We start from the raw sequence: 20467 nt of genomic DNA, 5'->3' as shown, positions 1-20467 counted from the left end.
ACGCTGATTGGCAGCCATAAAAAAGGCGACCAACCGGTCGCCTTCTGCACTGCGAATGTATCCACTCCCTTACCGCACACCCTCGGCACGCAACGCCGATGGCGTGTAGTCCGCAGCCTTGGCTTCGAAGCCGAATTCAAAGCTGTGCTTCTCTTCGTTCTTCATCCCCAGCGCAATGTATCGACCGGCAATGATGTCGTAGAGCGCTTCCAGTGTGTACGCCTGGGCCTGGTGATCGTAGTAGTACTGAGCGTGACCCTCGGCCACTCGCCACAGTTGACCGCGACCGTCGTAGTGGTCCACCAGTGCCACTTGCCAGCTGTCTTCGTCGATGTACATGTGGCGTTTGGCGTAGATGTGCCGCTCGCTCGGTTTGACCGTGCCGATCACTTCCCAGACGCGGTGCAGTTCATAACGGGTCAGGTCCTGGTTGATGTGGCCGGCCTTGACGATGTCGTCGTACTTGAGGCTCGGCGAGTCGAGTTTGTAGCTGTTGTAGGGGATGTACATTTCCTTCTTGCCGACCAGTTTCCAGTCGTAGCGATCCGGCGCACCGGAGAACATGTCGAAGTTATCGGAAGTGCGCAGACCGTCAGCGGCAGTACCCGGCCCGTCGTAGGCCACTTGTGGTGCGCGACGCACACGGCGTTGGCCGGCGTTGTAGATCCACGCCAGGCGCGGTTCTTTCACCTGGTCGAGGGTTTCATGCACCAGCAACACGTTACCCGCCAGACGCGCCGGGGCCGTTACCGACTGTTTAAAAAAGGTCAGCACGTTGGCGGCTTTTTCCGGGTCCAGGTCCTTCATCAATTGCGGAACGGCGATCTCTTCCTCGAAGCGGATCGGCGTGTAACTGCCGTTGGTCTGCGGCGTCACCTGGGTGATGATACGGCGCAGGTTGCCGCCGTGATAACGGGTGATGTGGTTCCACAACACTTCCACGCCCGTCTTCGGAATCGGGAACGCGTAGTAGCGGTTGCCGGTGAAGTTGGCCAGGCCGTTACCCTCGTTGATGCTGTTCACGTTCAGCGCGCTGCGCTTGGCCGACTCGTAGATTTCCGGCGGCACGGCGACGGTGCGGTGGGTCGGGTAGACCGGGATCTTGTAGGTTTCCGGGTAGCGCTTGAACATCGCCACCTGGCCTTCCGAGAGCTTGTCCTTGTACTTGTCGACGTTCGCGGGGGTGATCACGAACAGTGGTTTTTCGCTGGCGAACGGGTCAGCCAGGAAGCCTTTGCTGTCCACCGAGCCAGCGTTTTTCGGAATGCCACCGGTCCACGCCGGGATCGAGCCGTCGGCATTACCGGCCTTCTCGGCCCCGAGCGGCGTGAGGGTGGTCCCGAGTTTGTTGGCCTCGTCCGGCGACACCGCCGCCATCACGTTGGCCGCCAGCAGGCTCAGGGCCAGGGCGCCGCATTGCAGAATCATCTTGCGCATCAAATTCATCCTTCTCAGCCAGATCAGAAGTTCACGCCGAAGCTCAGTGCCAGGAAGTCGCGGTCTTCCAGGGTGTTGTAGTCACCGCCGAAGAAATCGGTGTAACTGAGGCTCGCGGTATAGGTGTTGCGGTAGTCGGCATCGACGCCGACGCTGACCGCCTTGGCGCCTTCGTTGAACAGCCCGTTGGGGCCGTAGCCAGCGACGTCATGGGACCAGGACAGGTTGGGCTTGAGGTTGATCCCGCCGATCACGTTGGCGTAATCGAGGATCGCCCGGGCGCGGTAGCCCCAGGAGGTCGAGGTGACGAAACCTTCGGTATCGCCGCCGAAACCGTACTGGCCGTAGACCGAGTCGCGGCCGTAACGCAGGTTGTTGCGCGACTCCAGACCACCGACGTGAACCACCGCCGCTTCGCCGACCAGGGTCAAGCGCTGGGCGCCCCACACCTGATCGAAGAACTGCGTGAGGGTGCTCTGGATCTGCGTGATTTCCTTGCGGCGGTAGCCTTTGTTGTCGGCGCCTGGGGTGGTGGCGATCGGCGATGCGGCGCCGCCGGCAATCGGGTTGACCAATGCCAGGGTCAGGTCATTGGTGCTGACTTGTACCGGAGCATTCGGCCGATAACTGATCTCGCCGCTCCACGCGGTGCCGGTCGGCAGAGTGGTGGAGAAACTCGCGCCGTAGAGACGAATGTCTTCCGGGTATTCGAGGTAATACTGACCGCGACCAAGCATCACGCTTTGGGCCAGGCCTGCTCCGCTGCCCGGTGCCAGACGGTTGGCCACACTCACCATTCCGGGGAGGCTGGCCAGCGTCGACAGGCCGGCGGTGGTGGTGCCGACCGTCGGTGTGCGGCTGTGGTAATTCATGAAATACAGGCCGTACTCGGTGTCGTCACCGAGCCAGCGCAATGCCGTGCCCCACTGCCCCGAATCCCGCGCATCGCGGTCGCCACCACGGGGAACGACCACGCCCTCGCGAGTCACCTGGATCGGTTGACCGAAGGCTGACGCTAAAGGCGCCAACGGGGCAATCGCGGGGCTGCCGACGGTGTAGTTGTTGTTGCAACCATCCGCCACCACGTCGTTGCCGAAGAAGGTGCCGCAGTTGTCGACGACAGTCTGGTCCCACTCCAGTTGATAGAACCCTTCCACCGAGAGCTGATCGGTCAGGCCCTGGGAGGCGAACAACATGTTCACCGGAATAAGGCCTTCCTTGATCTCGGCGCCTGGGCGACGGAACGCCGAGACGTCGATCGGGTTGATGCTGTTGATCGAGTTGCCGATGAAAGTACTTTCACCCCAACTGACCACCTGCTTGCCAGCGCGCACGGTGCCTGGCAAATCGGCGATGGAATAATTGTGATAGACGAAGGCATCGAGAATCTGCGCACCGGAGGACTTCGCGCCTTCCTTGCGGCCACTGTCGCTGATCGGCTTGAACTCGCGGTCTTCGTCCTTCAGCTCGAAGTCGTACCAATACTTGCCACGGACGAACACCCCGGTGTCGCCGTATTTCAATTCGAGGTCGTGCAGGCCCTTGAAGATTTTGGAGAAGGTTTCGCCTTTCTTGAAATTCAGCCGACCGTCATCACCGGTCGAAGATTGACCGGTCCCGCCGTTGACGGTGCCCACCAACGATCTATCGGCATCGCGCATGCCCCAACTCGCGCCGACGGACAGCGAGGAGTCGAACGTCCCCTCGATTTCGCCGATGTTGAATGCAACCGCTTGCGCCTGGGCACAGCAGCCCAAGGCAACCGCAGCGGCCAGCGCTTGCGGCGTGAAGATGGCGCGCATTGTTGTTTTTGTCATGCGTCTTCCCCGGTGAGTGACAGAAGGCCCCACCCTACTGCCGCATGGAGGGAGCGATAAGCGCACCAAGGAGGTATTCGTGGTGTACCTCTAAAGGATGAATGGCCTGATGAGGCGAGGGTTTGCGCCGGGTATGGATGGGCTGGATGGGGGGTTATCAGCAGAACGCATGGCGGGCGGATGACACCGCCCCTGTAGCAGCTGCCGAGCAGCGCGAGGCTGCGTTCGGCTGCGAAGCAGTCGTCTAATCAACCAACGCGGTGAATCAGGAGATTTGTGCATGCGGGTTTTGCGACTGCTTCGCAGCCGAACGCAGCCTCGCGCTGCTCGACAGCTGCTACAGGGGAGTGGCGAGGCGCACTGTTACTCATGCTGCAACAGAGCATGTCGCGAATCGGTATTTTTCCTTCGGGCTCAAGGCCTTATTCTTGCCGGGCTTTCACGGTGCACAGCCTGGAAGCACGAAGCGATGGTGTGTGATGAGCCCGCGCCACTGGCGACAGAATCCAGATGAATCGACGTGTTATCGATTGATCGCCCCGAGTTCACTGACGTTGATTTGTAGCTCCTTGATCCAACGTCTTACTTTGGCCGCTGCGTTTGCAGCGGCCTTTTTTATGAGCGATGGTTTTGTGGCGAGGGGAACAATCGGGGGAATGGCAGGGCTCAGACAAACCTTGCGGAAGGCATCAGGGTCACAACGAATATTTCTGCAAATTCCCCATCATTTCCTTCAACGCCTCAATATTGTCCTTCGGATGCGCCGCCCCTTCGAAATCACAAATCTGCTCCCACTGCGCCGCCACGTCTTCCGGGGAGAAACCCACCCGCGGATCAAACCCGGCGCCGAGGCTGCGTTCCCAACGTACCTTGCCCATCCAGCCGCCACCGACTTCAAACAACCCGGAAGTCTCCTGGCAATTCTGACTGGCCAGGTACACCACCAACGGGCTCACCAGCTCGGGCTTGAGTTGCTCGAACACTTGCGGCGGGATCAGGCCTTCGGTCATGCGAGTGCCGCCGGTTGGCGCGATGGCGTTGACCAGGATGTTGTTCTTGCGGCCTTCGATGGCGAGTGTGCGGGTCAGGCCGTAGAGGCCGAGTTTGGCCATGCCATAGTTGGACTGGCCGAAGTTGCCGTAGATGCCTGAGGTCGAGGCGGTGAAGATCACGCGGCCATAGTTTTGCTCGCGCATGTGCGGCCAGGCGGCGCGGGTGACTTTGTAGGCGCCTTCGACGTGGACGCGGTAAACCAGGTCCCAATCGGCGTCGTCCATTTTGTGGAAGGTCTTGTCGCGCAGGATCCCGGCGTTGTTGACCACCACGTCGATGCGACCGAACGCGTCGAGGGCGTGCTGGACGATTTTGTCGCCGTCGGTGACGGAGTCGTGGTTGGCTTCGGCGATGCCGCCCGCCTCACGGATTTCCGCCACTACGCGGTCTGCTGCCGACGCGTTCGCGCCTTCCCCCTGAGCCGAGCCGCCGAGATCATTGACCAGCACTTTGGCGCCCTGCTTTGCGAACAGCAGTGCGTGAGCCCGGCCCAGGCCGCCGCCTGCACCCGTGACGATCACTACTTTATCTTCGAAGCGCACAGACTCATTCATAGGGAACTCCAGCAGACCAGGGACAATAAGTCCGAGTGTCAGGCACCAGGCTGCTGGTCACAATAAACACGGGTAGAGCTGAATGGTGCCCGATAAGGCTGGGGGATAGTCAGGAACACGCCACCCTGCGTGGTGGTGAAACCAGCCGATCCCGAAACTCCAGGTAATGCTTGAGCACCTGCGCCGGCGCTTCGGTCTGTGGGTAATGGCCAATATCAGGCAGCAGGACCGTGTCCGGGTCGGGGACCAGCTCCCGATAGCGCTTGACCATGTGAGCGCCGGAAATCGGATCGACCTCGCCGTCGATGACTCGCAGCGGCACTTCGCCGCGCTGCATGGCACTGACCCAACGCTCGCGCTGGACACGCCGTTCAGGGATGTAGGCGATGAGTTTGTGCATGATCCGCGGGCCGTGATTGCTGTCGATCAGTCCCCAGAAATCATCCATCTCGCTTTCGCTGGGTCGCGTCTGCGGACCGAAGATCTGCCGGAAACTTTTCACCAGTCTGTCGCGGGTAAAGGCTCGCCCAATCATCCAGCCCAAGGGGCTGAGCAGCAGTTTTTGCATCAATACCGGGCGGTGGGTTTCAGGAAACAGACCGCCATTGAGGAACACACAACTGGCGATATCAATGCGGGTTTCGTAATGCCGGGCCAACAGTTCCTGAGCCACGCTGTCGCCATAATCGTGGGCCAGCACATGCACCGGCTGCTCGACGTTCAGGTGCGCGAGCAAGGCCTGTTGCAGATCGGCCTGCTCCAACAAGCTGTATTCATGGTTGACCGGTTTGGCTGAGTCGCCGAAGCCGAGCATGTCGCAGGCAATCACCCGATATCGCTGCGCCAGCGGTTGCCACAGGTAATGCCAATCCCAACTGGCGGTCGGGAAGCCATGGATGAGCAGGAGCGGCTCACCCTGCCCCGCCGTCCAGTAGCGAATGTTCTGGCCTCGGAATACGAACGTCTGGCCCCGTTTGCGCCAGACGCACAGGGGGATCTCGGCGAGTGCCATTAGAGTTTATAACCCGGGTCTTGTTGATCGAGTTTGCGCAGTAACGCCGGCCAGGCTAACGCACCCCCCATCCCTTGAGCACTTTTGGTCACACCGGCGATCATGGCTTTGGCGCCCGCCAGAATCTGCGGCTCGATGGCAATCAGCTCGGCTCCACCATTCTGTGCCAGCACCTGGATATCGCAGGCGCGCTGGAAGGTAAACATCATCAGGAATGTGTCAGCGATAGTGCTGCCACAGGTCAGCAAGCCGTGGTTGTGCAGCATCAGGAAATTGTTTTCACCGAGGTCGGCTTGCAGGCGCGCCTTCTCTTCATGGTTCAACGCAACGCCTTCGTAGGCGTGGTAAGCCAGGCTGGACAGCACAAACAATGACTGCTGACTGATTGGCAGAATGCCCTGTTTTTGCGCCGACACCGCCACACCCGCAGCGGTGTGGGTGTGCAGCACGCAGACCACGTCGTGACGCACTTCATGCACGGCGCTGTGGATGGTGTAACCCGCCGGGTTGATCTCGTAAGGGCTGTCCATCAGTTTGTTGCCGGCCTGATCGACCTTGACCAGGCTCGACGCGGTGATCTCGTGAAACATCAACCCGAACGGGTTGATCAAAAAATCTTCTGTGCCCGGCACCTTGGCCGAGATGTGCGTAAAGATCAGATCGTCCCAACCATGCGAGGCGACCAGACGGTAACAGGCAGCCAGGTCGACGCGGGTCTGCCACTCGGCGGCACTGACCTGGTCTTTGACACTGTGGGGAGATTGGACGGGAGCAACTTTCACGGCAAGGACCTCCTGTTCTTATTGTTTTACTGTCGTTACAGCAGTCTAGTCAGCCCACGGATTTCGTGTAGTTGCATTCGCAGCCAGCTTGATGGCCTAACGAGTCAGTTCAGAAGAAAGCCTGGATCCATGTCAAAGGACCGCCGCCAATAACGGGGCGGCAAACAGGTTCAAAAGCCCCGTCAGAACCATGACCAGCCCCGCGACCGAGCCTTCTTCACCGCCCACCTCATGGGCCCGACTGACGCCGGCACCGTGCGCGCCAACGCCAAATAACGCGCCGCGTGCAAGGGCACTGCGCAACGGTAGCCACTTCAGCAGAATGCCGCCGAGCATCGCCCCGAACACCCCGGTAAACATCACGAACACCGCCGTCAATTCCGGAACACCGCCGAGGTCGTGAGCGAGTGGCATGGCAAAGGGCGTGGTGATGGAACGGGGCACCAACGACATCGTCACCGAACTGTCCAGCGCCAGCGCCTTGGCCAGACCGAACGAGGTGCCGATGGACGCCGCACTGCCCGCCAGCATTCCGAGCAGCAACGCCGACCAATGCTGCATTATTATCTGCCGCTGTTGCCAGATCGGCACGGCGAACGCGACGGTCACCGGCCCCAGCACCAACATCAGCCAATGGGTGTTGCTCGAATACTCCGCATACGCGGTGTGCAGCGGCACAGCGAGGGCCAGCAGCAGGGCCGGAACCAGAATCAGCGGCGACAGCAGATACCGCCCCGTTCGCCCGTAAACCCATCGACTGAACAAATAGGCCGACAACGTGAAGGCCAGCCAGAACATCGGCATCAGCTCAAGCCTCATGGGACTTCCTCAACCGCACCACCAGTTCCACGGTAAACGCGGTGACCAGCATCACCATCAGCGTACTGACGCCAATCACCAGCAGAATCCGCCAGCCGTCGTCGCGCATCAGGCTGCCGTAATCGAGCAAGCTCATCAGCGCCGGAATAAAAAACAGCAGCATCTCGGCCATCAATAAGCCTGCCCCCATTTGCAACGCCGCCGGTTTGATCCAGCCAACGGCGAACGCCAGCAGCAGCAACGCCATACCGATGACACCACCCGGAATCGGCCAGGCAAACCATGCGGCGATCTCACAGCCGAGCAGATAGATGCCGAGCAGTACGGCCAGTTCAGCGGTTAATCGGGCCAGACGTTTGAAGGTTGGTGTATTCATGATTTCGGTCCTCACAGGCGCTCATTTTACGGAGCGGGCTGCTATCCCCGAAACGAATTGTTAGACTCAGGGCTATTCCAAATTGGAATCAAGCGCATGGAATTCAAGCAGCTACGCAGCTTCGTCGAAGTGATGCACCAAGGGGGTTTCACTCAAGCCGCCAAGACCCTGCACATCAGCCAATCAGCGGTCAGCAAGCAAGTCGCTCAGCTGGAACAGAGCCTGGGCACACCGCTGCTCGAGCGCCTGGGTTCGCAAATTCGCCTGACTGCCGCCGGCAGTGTGGTGCTGCAACGGGCCGAAGGCATGCTGCGGTTGCGCAACGAACTGCTCAGCGAGCTGGACGATCTGAGCCAACTGGCTCGTGGGGAATTGCGCCTGGGCCTGCCACTGCTGGGCAGTGACGCGCTGTTCGCCGGGTTGTTTGCCGAGTACCGGCGGCGCTACCCGAATATCAGCATTCAGTTACTCGAGGGCGGAAGCCTGAACATTGAGCAGGCGGTATTGAGCGGCGAGCTCGAACTGGGTGGCAGTCTGTTGCCGAAGGATCCGCAGTTCGCCTTTCAGCCGTTCTGCGATGAGCCGCTGGACGCGCTGCTGCCGGCCGATCATCCGCTGGCGACCAAAACGGTGATTGGATTGGAAGAATTGGCCGATACACCTTTTCTGCTGTATCAGCGCAGCTTCGTGCTCAATGACCGTTTGCTGCAAGCCTGCCATCAGCTGGGATTTACGCCCAAGGAAGGTGGGCGCAGTGGCCAGGCGGATTTTCTTGCGGCACTGGTGGCCGCCGGCCAAGGCGTGGTGCTGTTGCCCAGCCTGGTGGCGCGCGGGCTGGTGCGGCCAGGGGTGGTGCGCCTGACCTTGAATGCCCCGAGCTATTTGCGCTGGGACATCGCCTTTATCTGGCGTCAGGGCGCGTACTTGTCGAAAGCCGCACAAGCCTGGCTCGCACTGCTGCGCGAGCGGCCGGTCAGCCCCGCAGCGCGGTAATCAACTCGGCCAGCCAAGGCTCGGCGTCGGTTTCCGGGGTCACACTTTCGCTGGCGTCCAGGCGCAGCATCGGCAGCACTTCGCGCAGGCCCAGTTCGCCGAACAATTCACGCATCTGCTCACCGCCACCGCAGTACGTATCGCCGTAACTTGCATCGCCGAGGCCGATCACGGCACCCGGCAAACCACGCCATTCGGCGGGCAACTGATCGCGAATCGTCGAATACAACGGTTGCAGGTTATCCGGCAACTCACCCATGCCGGTGGTCGAAGTCACCGCCAAAAACGCTTCCGGGCCGAAGGCCTGGACATCGGCAAGCGTTGCCCGCGGGTTGTGCCAGGTTTCGAAACCTGCGGTGTTTAAAATCGTCGCGGCGTGACGGGCAACTTCTTCAGCCGTGCCGTACACCGAGCCGGAAATGATGGCGACTTTCATCAAACTGATCCTGAAGCTGAGAAAAAGACTGAGATATTAACAGCACAGCCTTATTTGATCTTTTAGAATGCTGCCTCAACCCACTCGGAAAGGATTCTCCGATGATCAACGCTCAACTGCTGCAAATGGTAATAAACGCTTCCAACGACGGCATCGTGATTGCTGAGAAGGAGGGCGAGCTGGATAACATCCTGATTTACGTAAATCCAGCGTTCGAGCGTCTGACGGGTTACACCAGCGAAGAAATCCTCTATCAGGATTGCCGTTTCCTGCAGTCCGGTGACCGCGATCAAGAGGCCCTCACTGCGATTCGCAAGTCGTTGGACAGTGGCGGCTCCTGCCGGGAAATCCTGCGGAATTACCGCAAGGACGGCACGCCGTTCTGGAATGAGCTGTCCCTTTCTACAGTGAAAAACCCGGCTGACGGACAAACCTATTTTGTTGGCGTGCAGAAGGACGTTACGGTCCAGGTCAAGGCGCAGCAGCGCGTTGCGCAATTGGAAGCGCAATTGGCTGAGACGCAAGCCGAGCTTGCTGCGTTGAAAGCGACGAACGGCGAAAACAAAACAGCGAATTAATTGTCATTAACTACAATCACCGATGACTTTGTAACTTTTTCTTTCGAGTTAGCCATGCAACGCGACGCACTCCTGACACAGGATGAGCTGGATTTTATCCAGACCATGCAACACAACCCGCAACTCAATGTGCGGGATGCGACGTCGAGTCTGCTCGTCAACGGTGGGTCGCAAATCCGTGATTTGCTTACGCGCCTGGCGGCACATGAGCAAGTCACCATCCAGGCCAACTTCGAAAATCAGCAAATGACCTTTCCGCTGCACCTGGTGGAAGACGAATTTCATGCGCTGCATTTGCGCCTGGGCGTGCCGAGTATTTATGAAGACGGGCCGATGATACGGCCATGGCGCCTGACGCTTGAAGAGCCGGTGGCGCTGGAAAATGCCAAAGGCCAACCCGGCACGATGTGGGTGCACGAAATATCGTTCAAAGGCGTTTTGCTGGAAGTTCGCAACAAGACCAAACCACCCAAGCACTTTGCTTTGTGGTTCAGTCCGTCAGGCTATGAGCGGATTGCGCTGCGCGGCACTTTTGAGCGTGAAACCGAGAACGGTTTTTATGCCTACGAATTGAGCCAGACCGACAAGGACGAGACCGAGCGTCTGCGCCAGTTCATCCTTCAGCAGCATCGTCTGACACATCCCGCACTGCACATCTGAGTCAGGTATCCAGGTTTCCAGCCAGGAACTGTTTCAGACGCTGACGCATCACCATTCCCTCATTTCCCAGACAGCCGATCGACGTTCCGGCCAGGCTGTCCTGTGCCAGGTCCGACGCATCACCGGCCAGCAACAACTGACAATCCAGGCTCAGGGCCAGGCGATTCAAACGTCGAGGCAACTCAACGGCTGGTGCGTGATTGGACACCAGCACCAGTGCACTGGGCTTGATCCGCTCGCAAATCAGGGTCAGCTCGTCGAATGGCTGACCGATAGCCAGCAACTGAATCGCCGAATCGACACTGCTCAGGTACAGCGCCGTGACCAACACTTCGAGTTCATGCGCCTGATCGGCCAAGGCACAGACAATCACACGTCGCGGTTGCATGACCCGCACCAGCAGCATGCGTTGCAATACGCGAGACCTCAGAAAGCCATCCAGAAAAAGCCATTCGCTGGTCTGACCAAACGCATCGTGGCGCTGCAGCATCAGCTTCCAGATCGGCAACAGGATGTCCTGGAACACCACTGTCAGGGGGTAGCTGGAAAAAATCTGTCCGTAGACCTGCTCCAGCTGCACCTCGTCAAACGCCGTCACCGCCACCTGAACCTGCTGCTGCCACTGGGCGTAGTCGGCCTGAACGAGTTCGTCGGGAATGATCTTCGCCAAGGCTTTGAGCGGTTCGATCTTGGCCAGTATCTTGCCGACCTTGCTGACCGCGACGCCGCGGTCGATCCAGCCGCGAATGCTGCGAACCTTTTCGATATCGGCCATCGAGTACAGCCGATGCCCGCTTTCGGTGCGTGTGGGCTGGATCAGGCCATACCGCCGTTCCCACGCCCGCAATGTGACGGGGTTAATACCCGTCAGGCGGGCAACCTCACGAATAGGGAACAGATCTTCTTGCGCAATGGAAGGATCCGTCCGTGAGGCAGGGGCACTTTCAGTCAGGAAAGGCATGAGGCGGTCGACATCCATGTGCAAAATTAGATCCCATTCTAACGCTCCTGCCCTATCACTGTTCAATACATTGATAAGCGACGGATGCCGCTGGTGTAATTATCAGAATCAGGAATAATCCTTGCTTGTCTCAAGGGGCAGCCATCACCCGGCGCTGCACCTGGCGAATCTCCTACCCGGAGTGACGCGTTTGTCATATGGAGATACATAATGTCTACCTCACCCGTCACGCTGATGGTCTCGCGCCGCGTTGCCGATGGGCGTTATCAGGACCTGATGGCCTGGTTGCGCGAAGGCGAACAACTGGCCACCGATTTTCCCGGTTATCTCGGTTCAGGCGTGCTCGCTCCGCCGCCCGCAGATAATGAATTCCAGATTATTTTCCGCTTTGCCGATGAGCAAACCATGCACGCCTGGGAGCATTCCGCTTCGCGTACCGCTTGGCTGGCGCGCGGCAGCGATCTGTTTGCGCATAAGACGGAACATCGCGTCAGCGGGATCGAAGGCTGGTTCGGCGCTGTCGGCCAGCGTCCACCACGCTGGAAACAGGCCGTGGCGATCTGGCTGGCGTTCTTTCCGGTTTCCTTGCTGTTCAACTTTGTATTGGGGCCGTTGCTCGGCGAAATGAGCCTGCTGCCTCGCGTACTCATCAGCACCCTGTGCCTGACGCCGCTGATGGTCTACTTCTTTATTCCACTGTCGACCCGCCTGCTGGCCGATTGGCTGAACAGCACACCAGCACGTCCGTTGCCCGCCGAGCCCGCCCCCCAAAATCACTGATCCTTGTAGGAGCGAGGCTTGCCCGCGAAGAAGACAACTCGGTTCAACAGACAGATCGAGTTATCGTTCTTCGCGGGCAAGCCTCGCTCCTACAACAGCCACCTCACGGCTCAGCGCTGGTATAGTTTTGCTCTTACCGCGACGCGAGCCTTTCATGACCTCTTCCGCAGCTCCGATCCTCATCACCGGTGCCGGCCAGCGTGTCGGCCTGCACTGTGCGCAGCGCTTGCTCGAAGACGGCCATCCGGTGATCTTCAGCTACCGCAGCGAACGCCCCGGCGTACAGACATTGCGCGACCTAGGTGCCACCGCGGTGTTTGCGGACTTCTCCACTGAAGCGGGAATCGTCGCGTTCATCACCGAACTGAAAACCCACACCGACAGCCTGCGCGCCATTGTCCATAACGCGTCTGAATGGCTGGCCGAAACACCCGACACCGACGCCGAGGCTTTCACCCGCATGTTCAGCGTGCACATGCTGGCCCCCTACCTGATCAATCTGCACTGTGCCGATTTGCTCGAACGCTCAAGCCCCGCCGACATCGTCCACATCAGCGATGACGTGACCCGCAGGGGCAGCAGCAAACATATCGGTTACTGCGCCAGCAAAGCCGGGCTCGACAGCCTCACCCTGTCCTTCGCCGCGAAATACGCGCCGACAATCAAGGTGAACGGTATCGCGCCAGCCCTGCTAATGTTCAATCCCGACGACGACGCCGCGTACCGCGCCAAGGCCCTGGCCAAATCCGCGCTGGGCATCGAACCCGGCAGCGAAGTGATCTACCAGAGCCTGCGTTATTTGCTCGACAACCCTTATGTCACCGGCACGACCCTGACCGTCAACGGCGGACGGCACATCAAATAAGCGGCCCCCGCGAGGATATTCCATGACGTTATCCCTGCCCCAGAATTCCCTGTCCCAGAGCTATCGCGAAATCCTCATCGGCCTCGGTGAAAACCCCGACCGCGAAGGACTGCAAGACACCCCGGTTCGCGCGGCCAAGGCCATGCAGTACCTCTGCCATGGTTACGAGCAGAGTGTCGAAGAGATCGTCAACGGCGCACTGTTTGCGTCTGACACCGACGAGATGATCATCGTCGCCGACATCGAGTTGTATTCGTTGTGCGAACATCACTTGCTGCCCTTCATCGGCAAGGCCCATGTGGCTTATATTCCGACGGGCAAGGTGCTGGGCCTGTCGAAAATCGCGCGGCTGGTGGACATGTTCGCCCGCCGCCTGCAGATCCAGGAAAACCTCACCCGGCAAATCGCCGAGGCGGTACAACAAGTGACCGACGCGGCCGGTGTCGCGGTGGTCATCGAAGCCAGGCACATGTGCATGATGATGCGCGGCGTAGAGAAACAGAATTCGACCATGAACACCTCTGTGATGCTCGGCGCCTTCCGCGAGTCGAGCAACACCCGTCAGGAGTTCCTGCAATTGATTGGACGGAGCAAGTAGCAATGCCACAACTTCAACCAGGAATGGCACGCATCCGGGTCAAGGACCTGTGCCTGCGGACCTTCATCGGGATCAACGAGGATGAAATCCTCAACAAGCAGGATGTGCTGATCAACCTGACCATCCTGTATGCCGCTCAGGAAGCGGTGCGTGACAACGACATCGATCACGCGCTGAATTACCGGACCATCACCAAGTCGATCATCGCCCACGTGGAGGGCAATCGTTTCGCCCTGCTCGAACGCCTGACCCAGGAAATCCTCGATCTGGTCATGGCCAACGCATCGGTGCTGTATGCCGAGGTTGAAGTCGACAAGCCGCACGCTCTGCGATTCGCCGAGTCGGTGTCGATTACCCTGGCCGCGAGCCGCTGACCGCGTCTGGCGCATTGTCCGTCAGACTTTTATCATCCGCGCCACGATTGGATTGCACAGAGCCCGCCATGAACGATCAACAACGCCTGGAACTTGAAGCCGCCGCCTTTCGCCGGCTGGTCGCCCACCTGGACAGCCGAAAGGATGTGCAGAATATCGACCTGATGAATCTCTCCGGTTTCTGCCGCAACTGCCTGTCCAAGTGGTACAAGGCCGCCGCCGACGAACGCCAGATCGAAGTCAGCCTCGATGACGCCCGCGAAGTGGTTTACGGCATGCCGTACGCCGAGTGGAAAGCCCAATACCAGCAAGAAGCCAGCGCCGAACAACAAGCGGCGTTTGCCAAAGGAAAACCCAATGAGTGATTTGAACACCCTGCGCACCAGCCTCAAGAGCGGCGAACACGTTTTCGCCGACACCCTGGCGTTCATCGCTGCGGGTTACGATTACCAGCCCCAGGCATTCAACAACGGTGGCGTGGAAAACGCCGCCGGGCAGAACGAAGGTTCGTGCAAGACCCTGGGTCTGGCGCTGCTGGAAGGACTGAGCGATGAAGAAGCGTTGTTGGCCTTTGGTGAGCATTACCGCTCGGTGGTGGCCACGCCTGGAGGCAGTGACCACGGCAATATTCGTGCGCTGATTGCACAGGGTCTGGCAGGTGTGAAATTCACCCAACAGCCACTGACTCGCCGCTGATCAAAATCAAGAGATCGCCTCCTCGTTTCACTCGACAGCGCCTACAGAGACCGTATTTTCCCTGTAGGAGCTGTCGAGTGAAACGAGGCTGCGATATTTTGATCTTCCACTGCACATCCCGACTTTTAAGATTGACCCGGCCACTTTATTTCGTTTGCCCGAAACCACCGCTCACGGCTTAGATAAAAAGAAGCATCCCTTCTTCAGAGTCGGTCATCCATGAGCAGCGAATCCATCAGCCGGTCGATCAACATCGTGCACCCCGTCACACTCAGCCATGGCAAAAATGCCGAGGTCTGGGACACCGCTGGCAAACGCTATATCGACTTTGTCGGCGGCATCGGCGTGCTGAACCTCGGCCATTGCCATCCGCAGATCGTCGAAGCCATTCGCGAACAAGCCACCCGTCTGACTCACTACGCGTTCAACGCCGCCCCACATGTGCCCTACCTCGAACTGATGGATCGTCTGACCGCCTTCATGCCGGTGGACTACCCGGTCAGCGGCATGCTCACCAACAGCGGCGCGGAAGCAGCGGAAAACGCCCTGAAGATCGTGCGTGGCGCCACCGGTCGCACCGCGGTCATCGCTTTCGACGGCGCGTTCCACGGCCGTACTTTGGCCACACTCAACCTCAATGGCAAAGTCGCGCCTTACAAACAGAAAGTCGGCGTGCTGCCGGGGCCGGTGTTTCATTTGCCGTACCCGAGCAAGGACAACGGCGTGACTTGCGCCGAAGCCTTGAAGACCATGGATCGTCTGTTCAGTGTCGAGATCGACGTTGAAGATGTGGCCTGCTTTATCGTCGAACCGGTGCAAGGCGAAGCGGGATTCCTGGCGATGGACGTGGAGTTCGCTCAAGCGCTGCGACGGTTCTGTGATGAAAAAAACATTCTGTTGATTGCCGATGAAATCCAGTCCGGCTTCGGTCGCACCGGCCAGCGTTTTGCGTTTTCGCGGCTGGGCATTGAACCGGACCTGATCCTGCTGGGCAAAAGCATTGCCGGTGGCGTGCCGCTGGGCGCGGTGGTCGGGCGCAAGTCGTTGCTCGACACGTTGCCCAAGGGTGGGCTGGGTGGCACTTACTCGGGTAACCCCATCGCCTGCGCCGCCGCGTTGGCGACCCTGGACGAAATGACTGACGCGAACCTGCAAGCCTGGGGCGCGCAACAGGAAGAAGCGATTGTCAGCCGCTACAAATCCTGGCGCGACAGCAAACTGTCGCCGTACCTGGGCCGCTTGACCGGCGTCGGTGCGATGCGCGGTATCGAACTGATCAACGACGACGGCTCGCCGGCATCCGCACAGTTGACGCAGCTGCTGAGCCTGGCGCGAGACGCGGGCTTGTTGCTGATGCCCAGCGGCAAATCGCGCCACATCATTCGGCTGCTGGCACCGTTGACCACCGAGTCTGCCGTGTTGGAGGAAGGCCTGGACATTCTTGAGGCGTGCCTGAAGAAACTGATCTGAATATAAAGTCCCTGCAGTCCCTGTGGGAGCTAGCCTGCTAGCGATGGTGTGTCAGCTACATCGATGTGACTGACACACCATCGCTAGCAGGCTAGCTCCCACAAGGGTTTGTGTTGACCGCACTTTCTGTGGGCACAAAAAAACCGGCCGAAGCCGGTTTTTTCATTTCAACGATTTCAGAATTTGGCGTTCTGCAGGTCGTCGAGGTAACGCTCGGCATCCAGTGCCGCCATGCAACCGGCGCCGGCCGAGGTGATGGCCTGACGGTAAACGTGGTCAGCCACGTCACCGGCCGCAAAGATGCCTTCAACGCTGGTGGCCGTTGCGTTGCCGTCACGGCCGCCCTGCACAACCAGGTAGCCGTCTTTCAATGTCAGCTGGCCTTCGAATAACGACGTGTTCGGAGTGTGGCCGATGGCGACGAACACGCCGTCGACTGTCAGCTCGTCGAAACTGCCGTCGTTGTTCTTCAGGCGGGCACCGGTCACGCCCATCTTGTCACCCAGGACTTCGTCCAGGTTCGAGTTCAGCTTCAGGATGATCTTGCCTTCGGCAACCCGGGCATTCAGCTTGTCGATCAGGATCTTCTCGGCGCGGAAGGTTTCGCGACGGTGGATAAGGGTCACAGTGCTGGCGATGTTGGCCAGGTACAGGGCTTCTTCGACAGCGGTGTTGCCGCCACCCACCACGGCCACTGGCTTGTTGCGATAGAAGAAACCGTCGCAGGTTGCGCAGGCCGAAACGCCTTTGCCCATGAACGCTTCTTCCGAAGGCAGACCGAGGTAACGCGCGCTGGCGCCGGTGGCGATGATCAGGGCGTCGCAGGTGTAAGTCGCGCTGTCGCCGATCAGGGTGTACGGCTTGGCAGCGAAGTCCACGGCATTGATGTGATCGAAAACGATCTCGGTTTCAAAGCGCTCGGCGTGCTCTTTCATGCGTTCCATCAGCGCCGGGCCGGTCAGGCCGTGGACGTCGCCCGGCCAGTTGTCGACTTCGGTTGTGGTGGTCAGTTGACCACCGGCCTGCATGCCGGTGATCAGCAGCGGCTTGAGGTTGGCACGGGCGGCATAGACCGCGGCGCTGTAACCGGCAGGGCCGGAACCGAGAATAATCACTCGCGAATGACGGACTTCAGACATGACCTGCTCCTGTTGACCGGCCCGGAACACCTGGCGCGGAACGCCGGGTTGCCGGCGGGAATAAAAAAGGACCGTTGAAAGCACTTGGGGAAGGCTTGAACTCGACAGTCCTGTAAAAAGATTGGGTGCAGCGTATCGAGGGGGCGAAGATTAAGGAAATACGGTTTAACAATCCAGCTCATAGGTGGTCTCTATCCCGTCACGCTGAATATAGAGACGCCTTTGTTACAGTTGATGTCGATGCTTCGACCGCGCTTTCGCCTGTCAGGCAAAGCCGGTAAGGTCGGCGCGTTTTCCCTCTGCTCGGAGCACGTTATGCCCGCCCCCGTTCTGTCCGGCCCGCAATACCTGCGCGAAGGCCTCAAGCTGGTCTTGAGCCCCAGCCTGCGTTTGTTCGTGTTGTTGCCCTTGGTGATCAACCTCGTGCTGTTCGTCGGATTGATCTACCTGGCCAGCCATCAATTCAGCCTGTGGGTCGATACGCTGATGCCATCGCTGCCCGACTGGCTGAGTTTTCTCAGTTACGTCCTCTGGCCGATCTTTGTCGTGCTGGTGGTGCTCATGGTGTTTTTCACCTTCACCATGCTCGCCAACGTCATCGCCGCGCCGTTCAACGGCTTCCTGGCGGAGAAGGTCGAAGTGGTTGTGCGCGGCACCGATGACTTCCCGGCGTTCAGCTGGGGCGAGCTGATCGCCATGATCCCCCGCACCTTGTCTCGGGAAATGCGCAAGCTCGGCTACTTCCTGCCGCGGGCGATCGGGTTGTTCATTCTCTCGTTCATCCCCGTGGTGAACATCATTGCTGCGCCGCTGTGGCTGCTGTTCGGCGTGTGGATGATGGCAATCCAGTACATCGACTACCCGGCGGACAACCACAAACTCGGCTGGAACGAAATGCTCGCCTGGCTGCGCGAGAAGCGCTGGCAGAGCATGAGTTTCGGCGGGATCGTTTACCTGGTGCTGCTGATTCCGGTGGTCAACATTCTGATGATGCCAGCCGCCGTAGCCGGGGCGACGTTGTTCTGGGTGCGTGAGCGTGGGGCCGAGGCCTTCGCGTTGGAGAAGCGCTGAAAGGCGTCCTCCACCGCTGCGGTGACCTTAACGGTAAATAATCCACATGCCGAAAAGTGTCATCGCCCAAAGCACCACCCCCGGAACCATGAGCAAGAAGTTCAAAGCGGTGAAGCGTGAATTGCTCAGCCCCTCTGGATCATTGGCCGCGAAGTTGATCATCGGTTGGCTTTTGCACACCACAAAGGCCCTCAGCGGGATCATCAACAGCAGCCAACCGCCCAAAAATGCAAAGCCTTCGACACGCCTTGCCACCGCATCGAGCAGGTTGGCACCGACCGTCAGTACGACGAAGACGGTCGCCCACTGCTCGAAGTCCCAGTTAAAAGTACGACCGCTGCCAAGGATTTTTTCGTTAGCTCGGCGGTACAACTGGTGAATGAAAAAAATGCACAACAAGCCGCGTGCCCACGGCCAGATATCAGCCTGTGTGGCTTGTTTGTACAGACTCCAGTTTTTGTACGACCAGTAGTAGAAATACAGGCCAAAGGTAAGCGTGGCCAACGTCATGAGTTTTCGTGGCGATACGACATAAAACGCGTAAGGCTGCTCAGCGACAAGCTCCAATTGTGCCAACGGCGGGGCATAAATATTTTCGGACACGGTGGCCTCCCTGATTAATGTGTACAGCCAAGGCTAACGACCTGCCGGCCAGAAAGTTGAGCCCATCGAGCCAAAGTCAGCGTCACAAATCCATCATCCCGCCGTCACAATGACGACATAGCCTCAGCCGACACTGTGGTCATGACGACAGCTCTGCATATCACCCTGATCACCGAAACCTTCCCTCCCGAAATCAACGGCGTGGCCAATACCCTCGGCCGCTTGTGCGATGGTTTGCGCGCGCGCGGGCATCAGGTCGAACTCGTGCGGCCACGTCAGGGCTGCGATCAGCAGTTGGGCAGCAACGATGAGTTGTTGCTGTGTCGTGGTTGGCCGCTGCCGGGGTATCCCGGTTTGCAATGGGGTCAGTCGTCGATGCACAAGCTGCTGCGGCGCTGGAAGCGCAATCGCCCGGATGTGCTCTACATCGCCACGGAAGGCCCGCTGGGGTTGTCGGCATTACGCGCGGCGCGGCGTTTGGGGATTTCGGTGGTCAGCGGCTTCCACACTAATTTCCAACAGTATTCCAGTCAGTACGGGCTCGGATTGCTGTCGCGCTTGCTGACTCATTACCTGCGCTGGTTTCACAATCGCTCTACGTTGACGCTGGTGCCCAGCATCAGCCAGCGACTGGAACTGGAGCGGCGTCATTTCGAACGTCTGGCGCTGTTGTCCCGAGGGGTCGACAGCCAATTGTTTCATCCGGTCAAACGCCTGCAATCCCTACGCGAACAGTGGGGCTTGGGCGAGAAGGACATCGCGGTCATCCATGTAGGACGTCTGGCGCAGGAGAAAAACCTTGGCTTGCTCAAGCGTTGCTTCGACGCGCTGAAAACCACTTATCCCCAGCGCAACTTGAAGCTGATTGTGGTCGGCGACGGTCCGCAGCGAGGCGCCTTGGAGCAGGCACTTCCCGAAGCGATTTTCTGTGGCTCACAACGCGGCGAGGTTTTGGCCAGCCACTATGCGTCGGCGGATGTGTTTCTGTTTCCGAGCTTGACCGAAACGTTTGGCAACGTCGTGCTTGAGGCTTTGGCTTCTGGTTTGGGCGTGGTGGCGTACGATCAGGCAGCAGCGGCTCAGCACATTCGCCATGGCTACAACGGCGTGTTGGCGATGCCGGGGGATGAAGAGGCGTTCTGTGATGCTGCGACGTGGTTGCTGGAAGAACGCGAAACCTTGCGCTGCGTGCGGCTCAATGCGCGCCAGCATGCGAGTCGGCAGGGCTGGGCGGCGATTATCGAGCAGTTTGAGGGGCAGTTGCGGGGGGCTTGTGTGGGGGAGCAGGTGGTGCCGAATGCACCAACCTTGCCCCGAGCCTAAGGTGACATTAAGTCAGTCATCGCCAGCAGGCTGGCTCCCACAGGTTCCGTGTACACCGCAGAACCCCTGT

Annotated in this window: 23 protein-coding genes; 12 read left to right on the top strand and 11 right to left on the bottom strand. The window is 59.2% G+C overall.

Translation table 11 applies throughout. The features are described from left to right. Positions 1-69: 69 nt before the first annotated feature. The 7 genes from ACA070_RS04540 to ACA070_RS04510 all read right to left on the bottom strand — a co-directional run bounded on the left by ACA070_RS04540 (position 70) and on the right by ACA070_RS04510 (position 7850). Positions 70-1437, bottom strand: a complete 1368-nt coding sequence (locus ACA070_RS04540) for a DUF1329 domain-containing protein (protein WP_497450198.1) — start codon at positions 1435-1437, stop codon at positions 70-72. A gap of 23 nt (positions 1438-1460) precedes the next feature. Further along, a complete protein-coding gene (locus tag ACA070_RS04535) occupies positions 1461-3254 on the bottom strand; it encodes a DUF1302 domain-containing protein (RefSeq protein WP_497450197.1) in 1794 nt (597 codons plus the stop codon). A gap of 695 nt (positions 3255-3949) precedes the next feature. Next, complete coding sequence (locus ACA070_RS04530) at positions 3950-4861, bottom strand: SDR family oxidoreductase (RefSeq protein WP_497450196.1); 912 nt, start codon at positions 4859-4861, stop codon at positions 3950-3952. 109 nt (positions 4862-4970) lie between these two features. Next, entirely contained in the window at positions 4971-5873 is a 903-nt protein-coding gene (locus tag ACA070_RS04525) for an alpha/beta fold hydrolase (RefSeq protein ID WP_497450195.1), read from the bottom strand. After that, positions 5873-6655: a class II aldolase/adducin family protein gene (locus ACA070_RS04520; protein ID WP_497308115.1), complete on the bottom strand. Its 783-nt coding sequence runs from the start codon at positions 6653-6655 to the stop codon at positions 5873-5875. Before ACA070_RS04520 ends, ACA070_RS04525 begins: the two co-directional genes overlap by 1 nt. A 132-nt stretch (positions 6656-6787) precedes the next feature. Then, positions 6788-7474, bottom strand: a complete 687-nt coding sequence (locus ACA070_RS04515; RefSeq protein WP_497450194.1) for an LrgB family protein — start codon at positions 7472-7474, stop codon at positions 6788-6790. Continuing rightward, positions 7464-7850, bottom strand: coding sequence for a CidA/LrgA family protein (locus ACA070_RS04510; RefSeq protein WP_497450193.1), 387 nt, complete (start codon positions 7848-7850; stop codon positions 7464-7466). The genes ACA070_RS04515 and ACA070_RS04510 overlap by 11 nt, the downstream gene beginning before the upstream one ends. A gap of 96 nt (positions 7851-7946) precedes the next feature. On the opposite strand from ACA070_RS04510, the gene ACA070_RS04505 reads away from it, so the two are divergent. After that, positions 7947-8843, top strand: coding sequence for a LysR family transcriptional regulator (locus ACA070_RS04505; RefSeq protein WP_497450192.1), 897 nt, complete (start codon positions 7947-7949; stop codon positions 8841-8843). Here ACA070_RS04505 and ACA070_RS04500 read toward each other — a convergent pair. After that, a complete protein-coding gene (locus ACA070_RS04500; protein WP_497450191.1) occupies positions 8824-9279 on the bottom strand; it encodes a flavodoxin in 456 nt (151 codons plus the stop codon). The two genes, ACA070_RS04505 and ACA070_RS04500, sit on opposite strands and share 20 nt — an antisense overlap. 101 nt (positions 9280-9380) lie before the next feature. Between ACA070_RS04500 and ACA070_RS04495 the strand changes: the two genes are divergently transcribed. After that, a complete protein-coding gene (locus tag ACA070_RS04495) occupies positions 9381-9857 on the top strand; it encodes a PAS domain-containing protein (RefSeq protein WP_497450190.1) in 477 nt (158 codons plus the stop codon). 54 nt (positions 9858-9911) lie between these two features. After that, positions 9912-10517, top strand: coding sequence for a hypothetical protein (locus ACA070_RS04490; protein WP_497450189.1), 606 nt, complete (start codon positions 9912-9914; stop codon positions 10515-10517). Position 10518: 1 nt separating this feature from the next. Here ACA070_RS04490 and ACA070_RS04485 read toward each other — a convergent pair whose 3' ends face one another. Then, positions 10519-11478 (bottom strand): MerR family transcriptional regulator, encoded by a 960-nt coding sequence (locus ACA070_RS04485; RefSeq protein ID WP_497450188.1) that lies wholly within the window; start codon positions 11476-11478, stop codon positions 10519-10521. A 210-nt stretch (positions 11479-11688) separates the two neighbouring features. On the opposite strand from ACA070_RS04485, the gene ACA070_RS04480 reads away from it, so the two are divergent. From ACA070_RS04480 to ACA070_RS04450, 7 genes are all read left to right on the top strand, one after another. Then, positions 11689-12258 carry an antibiotic biosynthesis monooxygenase gene (locus tag ACA070_RS04480; RefSeq protein WP_497450187.1) on the top strand — a complete coding sequence of 190 codons (570 nt, stop codon included), beginning with the start codon at positions 11689-11691 and terminating at the stop codon, positions 12256-12258. Between the two features lie 154 nt (positions 12259-12412). Then, entirely contained in the window at positions 12413-13123 is a 711-nt protein-coding gene (folM, locus tag ACA070_RS04475) for a dihydromonapterin reductase (protein ID WP_497450186.1), read from the top strand. A gap of 22 nt (positions 13124-13145) precedes the next feature. Continuing rightward, positions 13146-13721 (top strand): GTP cyclohydrolase I FolE, encoded by a 576-nt coding sequence (folE, locus tag ACA070_RS04470; RefSeq protein WP_497450185.1) that lies wholly within the window; start codon positions 13146-13148, stop codon positions 13719-13721. Between the two features lie 2 nt (positions 13722-13723). Continuing rightward, positions 13724-14095, top strand: a complete 372-nt coding sequence (gene folX, locus ACA070_RS04465) for a dihydroneopterin triphosphate 2'-epimerase (protein WP_497450184.1) — start codon at positions 13724-13726, stop codon at positions 14093-14095. A 68-nt stretch (positions 14096-14163) separates the two neighbouring features. After that, positions 14164-14460: a DUF1244 domain-containing protein gene (locus tag ACA070_RS04460; protein ID WP_017336573.1), complete on the top strand. Its 297-nt coding sequence runs from the start codon at positions 14164-14166 to the stop codon at positions 14458-14460. Next, positions 14453-14791, top strand: coding sequence for a HopJ type III effector protein (locus ACA070_RS04455; protein WP_497450183.1), 339 nt, complete (start codon positions 14453-14455; stop codon positions 14789-14791). Before ACA070_RS04460 ends, ACA070_RS04455 begins: the two co-directional genes overlap by 8 nt. A 219-nt stretch (positions 14792-15010) precedes the next feature. Beyond that, positions 15011-16261 (top strand): 2-aminoadipate transaminase, encoded by a 1251-nt coding sequence (locus ACA070_RS04450; RefSeq protein WP_497450182.1) that lies wholly within the window; start codon positions 15011-15013, stop codon positions 16259-16261. Between the two features lie 176 nt (positions 16262-16437). On the opposite strand, the gene trxB is transcribed toward ACA070_RS04450, so the two are convergent. Beyond that, on the bottom strand, positions 16438-17400 hold the full coding sequence (trxB, locus tag ACA070_RS04445) for a thioredoxin-disulfide reductase (RefSeq protein WP_497450181.1): 963 nt from the start codon (positions 17398-17400) through the stop codon (positions 16438-16440). Between the two features lie 315 nt (positions 17401-17715). Between trxB and cysZ the strand changes: the two genes are divergently transcribed. Next, positions 17716-18471: a sulfate transporter CysZ gene (gene cysZ / locus ACA070_RS04440; protein ID WP_497450180.1), complete on the top strand. Its 756-nt coding sequence runs from the start codon at positions 17716-17718 to the stop codon at positions 18469-18471. 27 nt (positions 18472-18498) lie between these two features. On the opposite strand, the gene ACA070_RS04435 is transcribed toward cysZ, so the two are convergent. After that, positions 18499-19074 carry a hypothetical protein gene (locus ACA070_RS04435; RefSeq protein WP_497450179.1) on the bottom strand — a complete coding sequence of 192 codons (576 nt, stop codon included), beginning with the start codon at positions 19072-19074 and terminating at the stop codon, positions 18499-18501. A gap of 117 nt (positions 19075-19191) precedes the next feature. On the opposite strand from ACA070_RS04435, the gene ACA070_RS04430 reads away from it, so the two are divergent. Then, positions 19192-20397, top strand: coding sequence for a glycosyltransferase family 4 protein (locus tag ACA070_RS04430; RefSeq protein ID WP_497451910.1), 1206 nt, complete (start codon positions 19192-19194; stop codon positions 20395-20397). The last annotated feature ends 70 nt before the right edge of the window (positions 20398-20467 follow it).

The organism is Pseudomonas sp. LBUM1678, from assembly GCF_059695575.1.
The sequence above is the reverse complement of the archived record's forward strand: the minus strand, read 5'-3'. Positions and strand labels throughout refer to the sequence as shown.